The organism is Deltaproteobacteria bacterium (assembly GCA_016219225.1).
Taxonomy (GTDB): Bacteria; Desulfobacterota; RBG-13-43-22; order RBG-13-43-22; family RBG-13-43-22; genus RBG-13-43-22.
Genome location: JACRBX010000129.1, coordinates 1 through 9,743, shown reverse-complemented (window position 1 = coordinate 9,743; position 9,743 = coordinate 1). Strand labels below are relative to the sequence as shown.

The 9,743-nt window shown below is 50.5% G+C and carries 9 protein-coding genes; 3 read left to right on the top strand and 6 right to left on the bottom strand.

The genetic code is table 11. The features are described from left to right. On the bottom strand, positions 1-1,319 hold a 1,319-nt coding region (locus tag HY879_11210; GenBank protein MBI5603913.1), incomplete at its 3' end, for a 4-hydroxybutyryl-CoA dehydratase. A gap of 114 nt (positions 1,320-1,433) precedes the next feature. Then, the gene (locus HY879_11205) at positions 1,434-1,700 is read right to left on the bottom strand and encodes a hypothetical protein (protein MBI5603912.1); all 267 of its coding nucleotides are present in this window, start codon (positions 1,698-1,700) and stop codon (positions 1,434-1,436) included. Positions 1,701-1,929: 229 nt separating this feature from the next. Here HY879_11205 and HY879_11200 point away from each other — a divergent pair, with 229 nt between their 5' ends. Next, positions 1,930-2,697 carry an SDR family NAD(P)-dependent oxidoreductase gene (locus HY879_11200; GenBank protein MBI5603911.1) on the top strand — a complete coding sequence of 256 codons (768 nt, stop codon included), beginning with the start codon at positions 1,930-1,932 and terminating at the stop codon, positions 2,695-2,697. 309 nt (positions 2,698-3,006) lie between these two features. Here the strand turns inward: HY879_11200 and HY879_11195 are convergent, their stop codons facing one another. Then, the gene (locus HY879_11195) at positions 3,007-3,324 is read right to left on the bottom strand and encodes a cupin domain-containing protein (GenBank protein MBI5603910.1); all 318 of its coding nucleotides are present in this window, start codon (positions 3,322-3,324) and stop codon (positions 3,007-3,009) included. Between the two features lie 75 nt (positions 3,325-3,399). Between HY879_11195 and HY879_11190 the strand changes: the two genes are divergently transcribed. Together HY879_11190 and HY879_11185 are read left to right on the top strand one after the other, a co-directional pair. Then, on the top strand, positions 3,400-3,804 hold the full coding sequence (locus tag HY879_11190) for a pancreas/duodenum homeobox protein 1 (protein MBI5603909.1): 405 nt from the start codon (positions 3,400-3,402) through the stop codon (positions 3,802-3,804). Between the two features lie 187 nt (positions 3,805-3,991). Next, positions 3,992-5,218 (top strand): HD-GYP domain-containing protein, encoded by a 1,227-nt coding sequence (locus HY879_11185; protein ID MBI5603908.1) that lies wholly within the window; start codon positions 3,992-3,994, stop codon positions 5,216-5,218. 142 nt (positions 5,219-5,360) lie between these two features. Here HY879_11185 and HY879_11180 read toward each other — a convergent pair whose 3' ends face one another. The 3 genes from HY879_11180 to HY879_11170 all read right to left on the bottom strand — a co-directional run bounded on the left by HY879_11180 (position 5,361) and on the right by HY879_11170 (position 9,588). Further along, entirely contained in the window at positions 5,361-6,491 is a 1,131-nt protein-coding gene (locus tag HY879_11180) for an amidohydrolase family protein (GenBank protein MBI5603907.1), read from the bottom strand. Next, positions 6,476-7,258 carry an alpha/beta hydrolase gene (locus HY879_11175; GenBank protein MBI5603906.1) on the bottom strand — a complete coding sequence of 261 codons (783 nt, stop codon included), beginning with the start codon at positions 7,256-7,258 and terminating at the stop codon, positions 6,476-6,478. Before HY879_11175 ends, HY879_11180 begins: the two co-directional genes overlap by 16 nt. 374 nt (positions 7,259-7,632) lie before the next feature. Then, positions 7,633-9,588 (bottom strand): CocE/NonD family hydrolase, encoded by a 1,956-nt coding sequence (locus HY879_11170; GenBank protein ID MBI5603905.1) that lies wholly within the window; start codon positions 9,586-9,588, stop codon positions 7,633-7,635. Between the last annotated feature and the right edge of the window lie 155 nt (positions 9,589-9,743).

Here is a 9,743-nt window from a genome sequence, read left to right as displayed (position 1 = left end):
CCCCCGGTCATGCTCTCGATCAGCCGGCCGATCTTGATGCGGTCTTCCGTCGGGATCTTGGCGACGCCGGAGAAATATTTTTTTACCAAATGCCCCACATCTTCACTCCTGAGATCGTATTCGCTGGGCAGGGTGGCCAAAAATCCTCCGGCCAGATCGGCGGCCAGACGGGCCACTTCGAAATGAAAACGGGTGGCATTATGTTTGCCCACATTGGCCAGCATGGTATCCACCATGTAAGCCCCGGAGGGGGTGGGCCAGCCTTCGGCCGCGCAGGCAATGGCAGAACTGTAGAGGGTTTCACCCAGATGGATCATCTCGGTCACCTTGTCCCGTACATGGGAGGCCTTGGCCGTTCCCTGAATCTGGGCCAGATAGGTGACGGCCCCGGTTAAGACATCGATCAATCCGGTTTTACAGCCGCCGTAATTGGCCCGGTGGTGGGCGGCAAAACGGTAGACCAGGGGGCTGGTAAAATCCGTCTCCCCATTCATGAAAACCCGCTCCCAGGGCACAAAGACATCTTCAAAGGCAATGACCGCCTCGCCGCCGACCCCGCCGAAAATAGGGTTTCCGGCATCGATCCGTTCCAGGTTATCCTTACGGGTATCATTGGCCTGGCGGCCGAAGATCATGGTCACGCCGGGGGCATCGGCCGGAACGGCACAAACGATGGCGTAATCTTTGGATTTTTCATCCATGGCGGTGGTCGGCATAATCAGGATCTCGTGGGAATTGACCCCTCCGGTCATGTGCAGTTTGGCCCCACGGATAACCAGGCCGTCTTCCCGGCGTTCCACGACATGGACATATTGATCCGGGTCGCTCTGTTCGGCCGGGCCTTTGGAGCGGTCCCCTTTGGGGTCGGTCATGGCCCCGACTACCATCAGGTTTTCCTCCTGGATATAAGTCAGCCACTTCTTGAAACGCTCAAAATAATCCGTGCCGTATTTCTGGTCGATTTCATAGGTCACCGAATAGGTGGCATTGATACCGTCCAGCCCCACACAACGTTGAAAGCAGGACCCGGTCTTCCGGCCCAGGGCACGCAGCAATTTGGCTTTTTTAATTAAATCCTCCACATTCTGGTGGACATGGGTAAAACGGCTGATGGTCTCCCCGGTCAAATGGGAAGTGGCTGTCGCCAGGTCCTTATATTCCGGATCATCGGCCAGGGCATAAGTCATGGCTGCGGCCCGCACATGGGGGGCCGTGGCCGGATGACGGGTGACATCCTTGATTTTTTTACCCTTGTAATAGATCACATGGTTTAATTTTCGCAGACTTTTCAGGTAATCCTGGGCAGTTTTAATTTTCATGTTTTATATCCTTTCAGGTCACTTCTGATTTTTATTTTCCATGAAGGGCGTTACAAAAAAATTTGCTGCTATCATTAAAGGTTTTTTTCGAAAAATGCAAGCCCTTTAAATTGGCTATTCCTGGGATCCTTCCAGCAGCTCCCGGATAACGGGTTTGACATAGATATCATTGAGCGGAAACTGCCTCAGGGCCTCAATGAGGATACGGATTTTCTCTTTTACGGTTGTCTGGGAGTGGATAATCAACACATATTTCCCTTTCAGACGACAGAGCCCGCCGCTTATGGAGGTCTCTTCTGCATTTACGGGCTCGTAACGGATGGCTATTTCAAGCCGGCCGGCCAGTTCTTCAAGCTGATTCAGAAGCAATTCGTCATGCAAGGCAAGACCTTTTATTTCATCCCTCAATCCAGACTTAACGGGATCGAGGGATACCCAATTGTTTGAACCGTGTAATCCGTGAAACCCGTGCCAAAAACCTATTTTCGAACTAAAGTATAACAAGGGACTAATTTTTAGTCGAGTGGTTTTATATCCCTTTTTTATCTTGACAGCCGGACCCGATTGCCTATGATAGGTCCTGAAATCAGGATAAAAGGAGAATGCTATTATGGAGATTAAAGATCGGGTGGCCCTGATTACCGGCGGGGCTTCGGGGCTGGGCGAAGGTACGGCGAGATTTCTTTTGGAAAAGGGAGCAAAAATTTCCATTCTGGATTTTGCCGAAGAAAGAGGGCGGATGCTGGCTTCGGAATTAGGGCCCAGGGTCATTTTTTGCAAGACCGACGTCACTGATGAAAAAACGGTCCAGGCCGCTGTAGACCAAACCATGGCCGCCTTCGGGGCCGTCCATTTTGCCGTCAATTGCGCCGGGGTGGCCACTCCCGGAAAGGTCCTGTCCAAAGAGGGGCCTATGCCCATCGTCCCATTTAACCAGGTGGTGCAGATTAACTTGATCGGTACCATGAACGTGATCCGGTTGGCGGCGGAGCAGATGGTTAAAAATGTCCCTAATGCCGACGGCGAAAAAGGGGTGGTCATCAACACGGCCTCCATCGCCGCCTTTGAAGGCCAATTCGGCCAGGCCGCCTATGCCGCTTCCAAGGCCGGTGTGGCCGGCATGACCTTGCCCATCGCCCGGGAGTTTGCCGGCTACGGTATCCGGATCATGACCATTGCCCCGGGAATATTCGGAACGCCGATGCTCGGCGGGATGTCGGAAAAAGTCAAAGAGTCCCTGATTAATATGGCCCTGTTTCCTAAACGATTGGGACAGCCCATCGAATTCGCCATGTTAGCGGCCCAGATCATTGAAAATCCCATGTTGAACGGCGCGGTGATCCGCCTGGACGGCGGACTGCGTCTGGGGGCCAGATAAGATATTCGAATCCGTTTAGCTTTTTGAAAAACTATTTTCACCGCAGAGACGCCAAGAACGCAAAGAGAGAAAAATTTTTCCTTTCTGTTGAGAGGACAGAAAGAAAAAGCTTTCGCTACCCTTCGGCCGGCTTCCAAACGGAAGCCTTTGTTTTAGGTCGACGAAGTCGACCGCATAATTATGGCCGGAGGCCCTCCGGGACGGAATCCAGAGTTGTTTTGTACAATCCCGCCTCTCACGGGATTGTACAATAATGATTCTCTCTGCGTACTTCGCGGCTTTGCGGTGAACAACGGTTTTATTTTCGAACTAAATCGGCGGGGCGATAGTCACCAGGAGGCGGAGATCGGTTTCGGCCAGCAGACCATGGGGTTCGCTAATGTCCGTGATCAGCACATCTCCGGCTTGAGCCGGCAGGGCGCTATTGTCTTTCCCTAAGAATTTTCCCGACCCCTCCAAGATAGTCAGGCAGACCTGCCCTTCCACATCATGGGAGTGGACAGGAAGCATTTGCCCGGCTTTAAAGTTGAAATTGAGGATTTTGAAATAAGGGGAATCATGGACCAACAGCCGCGAAAAGGCCAGATCGCTGAAATCATTGGCCTGGTACAGATTGGTTTTTTTCATGGGCCTCCTCCGTTTCATTGGGATAGGATCTCAACAGGTTTTTGATAAGTGTACCAATTAAAGAGGAATTAAGCAATGGAAGAAAAAGATTTTAAAGCCCTTTTTACCGACCAAGCCTTACAGGATATTTTCCCCCGTCAACGGGCGGACCAATTTTTCGAAGCCCTTTACGGAGACTTCGAAGAAGGGGCCTACACCATCGGTTTGAAATTCCAACGTTATGATCCGGCCCAAAAAACCCTTTTCTTCGACCTGGAGCTGGAAGAACGGCCCGGGAAATGTCTGGCCTGTAATCTGACCTATGGACTGCCCGAGGTCTTTTCCCGCCATCCGATCATCGATATCAAAGGGGTGGTTAAAGAAATAAAAAAGCTCCTGGGAGACGGGGTCCGTTGCCAGGAGTGGACCCTGGGCCGGACCCAGCCCGTTTCTAAAAATTTGCATACGATTCCTTTGAGGGTAAGACTTGAAATTCAGTAAAGTAATAATCATTACCCTATAAAAAATTTGACCCCAACAAGCTATATAAATTAGCATTTTTCAGGTGATAATCAAGAGAGAAAATTTTTTTAAGATTAAAGTAAGTCTTAAAATTTTCCGATAAACAAGAAAAGGGAAATTCTTAGCTTTTTTCGAGACCATTATTCCTAAGTCGGGATTTAGGGCCATGATAGTCAAAATTGAGGTTGACTTTTTGAGGATGGGGATGTACGTCGCCCAACTGGACCGGCCTTATTTTCAAACCCCCTTTTTCAGCCATAAATTCCTCATTAAAACTCAGAAGCAAATCGATCAGTTACAAAAATATTGTGCCTTTGTTTATATCGATACCGAAAAAGGGATCAACGGGAAACCAAGCCGGGAAGACCCCAATGCCCAGGCCGTTAAAAATGTCCCGCAAAATAATGGTAATGGTAGAAAGGAAAGGGAGGAGACGGGGCCCCCAACGGGGGAAGAACTCAGACGGGCTTTAGAGGTCCATCATAAAGCCAAAGAGGTTGTAAAAAACATTATTAACGATATTCGGCTCGGCCAGAGTATTAAAACGGATGAGGCCAAGGAATTGGTTGAAGCCATCATAACCAGTCTCATGGAAGATAAAAATGCCCTGCTTTGCCTCTCCGGATTAAATACTCGGGATGAATATACGGCCGTACATTCAATTAATGTCTGTATCCTTGCCGTCGCTTTCGGCAGGGAGTTGAAATTAGTCTTAGGAGATTTACAGAAGCTGGGCCTGGGAGGGTTGTTACACGATGTCGGAAAAATCAAGATTCCCCTTGAGATCTTAAACAAACCCGGCAGACTGACCGATTCGGAATTTGAAATTATGAAAAATCATGTCCTTCTGGGCCAAGACCTTCTGGAAAAGCAGGGGGGCTTCCCGTCGGAGAGCATAGATGTGGTGTTGCAGCATCATGAAAGATTTAATGGAGAAGGATACCCCTTTGGTCTGAAAAGCAGCCAGATAACCCTCTTCGGAGGGATCGCGGCTATCGTTGATGTGTATGATGCCATTACCAGCGATCGGATTTACCGGAGTTCCATGCCTCCCCATGAGGCTATCAAAAAGCTTTATGAGTGGAGTTCGGCCCTTTTCGACCGGCCCTTGGTGGAACATTTTATAAAAACCATCGGCATCTATCCTGTCGGAAGCCAGGTGGAGATCAATCATTCCGATATCGGGGTGGTGGTTTCCAATCGTCACGAAGATGTGCTGAGACCATGCGTACTCCTCGTCCTGGATAACCAAAACCAAAAATACCGACCTCCCAGGTTGATTGATCTTGCGGAAAAAGACCCTTATTATAATCGCCACCTCTGGTCGGTTACCAAGATTTTCAACTCGGTCCAGAAGGAACTTTTATCGCCTTTTTATAATACCGCCGGCTAATCGGGAATCACCTCCTTTTTAAAAACCCATAAAAGCGCCGCGGCCGGTCGCAATGTCCATTGTCAATTTAAAAAATCTGACCCTGATTTTCTCTGATTTTCTCACAGAAATTGTTTTGGATTTTAAGGGATAGGAAGACTGTTTATTCTTTCAGACTAAATATCCGTATCGGGTTTGCAACGCCTATGCGGCCGGCCAGGTCCGGGGGCAAAAGGGTCATCAATCGCTTGGTGGCTTCTGTTTTTTGGGGGCCGATCTGGCGGGAACCCGGTGCGGCATAAAACTGGTCGGTGCCGATAATAAAGCGATCGGGGAAATCTTTTATCAACTGGAGCCATTCCGGCTTTATGGTTTGTTTATCTTCGCTGATGGGCCTGGTCTCCGGGAGACTTTCCGGGGCCAGCTTAAAACTCATATAGAGATTGGGGTGTTTGCTAAACAGTTCCCGGCAAAGGACCGGGGTCCGGAATCCCGTGTTGCACCAGCCGACGTGGGCCCAAATGATTTTGGTCTTGCGGTTATGGGTCAGCAATCTTTCAAAGGCCGGGATATTTGCTTTAAGTGTTTTGGGGTTGTTGCCGGATCTCCTGAAGATCTTTCGGTCGGGAAGGGGCATGTCTTTTGGAACGGCCTCCATGTGAATATCCATGGGCACATTATATCTGGCGGCTATATCGGCCAACAGCAGGAAAAGGGGATGATCTGCCGGTGTCGATTCATAGGGATGTTCGGGCCTGAAGGAAAAATGCTCTACGGCCAGTTCTCCGAACCCGACGGCCCCCTTGGAAAGAATTGCTTCGGCCGTTTTCACGAATTCGTCTTTTAATTCCGGGCTGATGGAATTCGATTTTCCAGCCGCCTGGATCATGACATTGAGGCTACCGCCGCCCCCCAAGGCCGCCAGGCGATCCGGATAGGCCTGGATCACAGGAACCAGATCGTCTATATCAAACATTCCCCTGTGCCCCGGAGAAAAGGGCGGGGGCATGACCAGAATCTTTCCAATGCCCAGTTGATCCATTTCAGCCAGGGCGGTGCGGGCTGCACCGGGAAAGTCCGAAGGAAAACCGGGCCGGCCGAGGCCAGAGAGATGGTTATGGGCATCAATATAAGCGATTTCATGGGCGGGAGCGGTTTTCTCCGGAGACCCTGGTGATGGTGGCTGGGCCAGGGATTTTCCGGTCAATTCAACCCCCAGGAAAAATGAAAGGAATACGATGCAGAGGAATATTTTTTTCTGGTTTCGATTCATACTGCCTATTGATTCGTCCATTTTTGAATAGTCTCCTGGATTTTTTGAAAGTAGGCCGGGCCGCCGATCAGATAAGTATCGTTATGATCGGCCCCGGGGATTTCATAAAAGGATTTAGGCTCGGGGGCGGCTTGAAAGAGCCTGCGGCCCAGGGAGATTGGAACGATACTATCCTTAGTCCCATGCACCAAAAGGACAGGCATCTGGAGAAGGCTGATTTTGGCAAGGGCCGGATAACGGCCGGCTAATAGTTTTTCACTGAAGACAAACGGATAGTGAACTTTGGCCATGGCCCCCAGGTGGGGGAAACCGGATTCCAGAATCACCCCGGCCGCCGGGACCTGAAGGGCCAGATCCACGGCCATGGAACATCCCAGGGACCGGCCGAAGAGAACGGTCCGGGAAGGGGAGGTCGGGGCTTCTTTAAGAAGGCAGGTCCAGGCCGCGGAGGTGTCCTGATAAAAACCCTGTTCCGAAAGGGACCCTTCGCTTTTTCCATAACCCCGGTAATCAAAGATAAAGACATTGATTCCCTTGGCCAGAAGCAAGGCGATGTTTTCCAGACGGTGGCTGATATTGCCGGCATTGCCATGGCACCAGAGTAAATAAGGTCCCTGGGGATGGGCGGTAAAAAGCCAGCCGTGGAGACTGACCCGATCTCTGGTTTTAAAGAAGAGGTCCCTGGCCTTAAGACCGAAGTCCTCGGGATGTCCGTCATGTTCTTTTTGCGGAAAACAGACGACTGTTTTTTCTAAAAGCCCGTCACAGCCCAAAAGCAGGAAGAACATACCAAGAAATCCTAACCAAAGATATTTTTTTAAATTCCGGAATTCAGGAGCCAGAAACCAGAATTCAGAATGAGTGTGGAATCGTAAAAAAGATTTGGGATTTAACCTGGAATCTAAACATCGCATAAGATCAAGAACAGTTCATAAAAAGTTTTTCCGCATCCTGTTAAATCTTTGGATGGATAAAGTGTAACAGATTGGAGGTCATATTCAAGAACAATTGATGGTATAGGAAATTCCTTTTTGGACGCAGATCGACGCAGGTCGACTCGGATCGGCAGATTTTCGTCGATCGTGCAGATTGCCAAGAATTTGAATATAAAGAATAGTTATCTGCGGGTATCGGCGAAAATCTGCGTCCTAATTTAACGGATCTATCGGGCCTGGGCAACCGGGAGCTGGACATAAGAGGGGTGATTTCCGCCCCTCAATAATCGGAGCCCGGGCGCCGGGTGGATAACCGGCGTATCGAAGTTGTCGGCATCGGCACAGACAACTGAAAGGCGAATCCGGTTTCCCTTCTGGAACCGGTAGGAGATGGGCAGCAGGCAGAAGGTTAAATCAACCGCTTTCCCTGCCGGGATTGGCGCCAGGTCCTTCTGATAATGGGAAGGGTAGGGCAGCCCAAGATTATTGAATGGTGCCGGGTTTTGCTTACGATGAGAGGCCCGGAGGCACCCTTCGGTAAGGTAATGGGACTTCCCCTGTTCATCCACTTCTTCCAGATAGGCGAACACATCCAGGTCCGGGGCCTCGGTGGAGAGCCAGAGATGGATGACCGGATGCCCGGTTATTTCCAGGTCGGTTTCCAGCGGAGAAGTGGTATAGGTCAGGGCCTTTTGGTCGTTTGAGCGCATATCCGGGTAGTTGCGGGGCCAGTTGACGGCATACCATCGCGAATACTTGCCGCTGGTTGTCGAATAATCTACGGTATAGGCATCGGCTCCATCCCTGAGGTCGCGGGGTCCCGGACGGAGAAATCCGTCGTTGATCGAGGCCACGCTTCCGGTTTTCCCCTCGCTGAGGTAAAAGCGTTCCGGTTTCCGGTCGGATAGTGGCCACCGGTCACTGGTGCGCCAGGCCTTCTTTTTTGATTCGCCCATGGTGTAATAATAAATCGAGGGTTCTTTCATAATGCCGTTGTCGATACCCTTCAGCCAGTAGTCGAACCAGCGGTGCACTTCAGCGTCAAAGTCCAAATCGAATTCTTTTTTTTCCACCTGGCTGTGATCCCCGGGGCGGACGATTAAGCGCCTGGGTACGGTCAGGTTGGCATACCAGAGGAACATATCACCCGCTCCGGCGAACAGGTCAAACCAGCCGGTGGTCATGTAGACCGGGATGCCGGATTGATTGATCCGGTTCAGGAGAGGATAGAGATTGCCTGGTCCCTCCCAGATTTTAATTCCATCAGAGGTGGCACTGTCGCGGAAGGGGAATTTTTTAAACCAAAGCTCCGATTGCTTGGCGAGGGTCGAGCCACTGCGTTCCCGGCGGGCCTGGGCGAGCAATGATCCATTCTGGTCCCTATCCACGGGCGTTATCACCGATTCCAAAAAGGACGTAGACCAGGAGAAAAAAGAACCAAAGGTCTTGTTGTAAATACCCCCCGGATACATCACCGAGCCGTACATTTCGAATCCGCTGGAGGTGGGGAAGATGGCTTTGAGATGGGGGTTGCCGCTATGCACGGCCGCAAACTGGATCATGGCCTGAAAAGAGTCGCCATACATCCCGATACGGCCGTTGGACCATTTTTGGGCCGCGATCCAGTTCAGGATTTCATCGGCCTCTTTGGCGCCCACCTCAAAGGAGCCATTCATCACCCCAAAGGAGGCGCCGGTCCCCGGCCGTTCGACTACGATGATGACGTAACCGTGTCTAAGCATGTTTTCAAGGTATCTGTTCCGGAAAACCGGATCCATCAGATTCCCATCTTTGGCAAACCAGTAACGGAGCCGCAGATAGGCCCTTTCTTTCCAACCCAGGTTAAACAGACCGGCAATAATGTTCCGGCCATCTTGGTCGAAAATGGTAAAGGTGCGCAAATAAGGGGTGTATTTGAACAACACGGGCAAGGGCTCGGCGGCCGGAACCCCCCCTTTGGTCGGCAGAATAAGGTCGTAGGCCAACCGGGTTCCATTGGATAAGGTTAAATAATCGGAAATGCGTTGGTAGCCGTCAAAAGCCGGTTCGGAATACCCTTGATATTTTCCCAACTCCGATATTTTTCCTGCCCAGGCCTGTTTTTTATACAGCATGAAGAGCCCCATCAACAGAATGACGGCCGTAAGGGAAAAGATCATTTTGGTACTAATCGGCTTGTTCATTTCTTTTTTCCTTTCCTTTCTTTTTCTTGTTCTATCCAGAGGGTGTGGTCAATCAGGCCGAAATTTTTTAAGACCTGGGCCAGACGAAGTCCGAGGACACTCCCATTTTTTCCCGGCTGGTTTGCCTCCCAAAGCAGATGAAGACTCCAATCCGT

Coding starts and splice junctions, on each gene's coding strand:
- HY879_11200 (MBI5603911.1), top strand. CDS start 1,930: ATGGAGATTAAAGATCGGGTGGCCCTGATTACCGGCGGGGCTTCGGGG.
- HY879_11195 (MBI5603910.1), bottom strand. CDS start 3,324: ATGAAAAAAACCAATCTGTACCAGGCCAATGATTTCAGCGATCTGGCC.
- HY879_11190 (MBI5603909.1), top strand. CDS start 3,400: ATGGAAGAAAAAGATTTTAAAGCCCTTTTTACCGACCAAGCCTTACAG.
- HY879_11185 (MBI5603908.1), top strand. CDS start 3,992: ATGATAGTCAAAATTGAGGTTGACTTTTTGAGGATGGGGATGTACGTC.
- HY879_11180 (MBI5603907.1), bottom strand. CDS start 6,491: ATGGACGAATCAATAGGCAGTATGAATCGAAACCAGAAAAAAATATTC.
- HY879_11175 (MBI5603906.1), bottom strand. CDS start 7,258: ATGTTCTTCCTGCTTTTGGGCTGTGACGGGCTTTTAGAAAAAACAGTC.
- HY879_11170 (MBI5603905.1), bottom strand. CDS start 9,588: ATGAACAAGCCGATTAGTACCAAAATGATCTTTTCCCTTACGGCCGTC.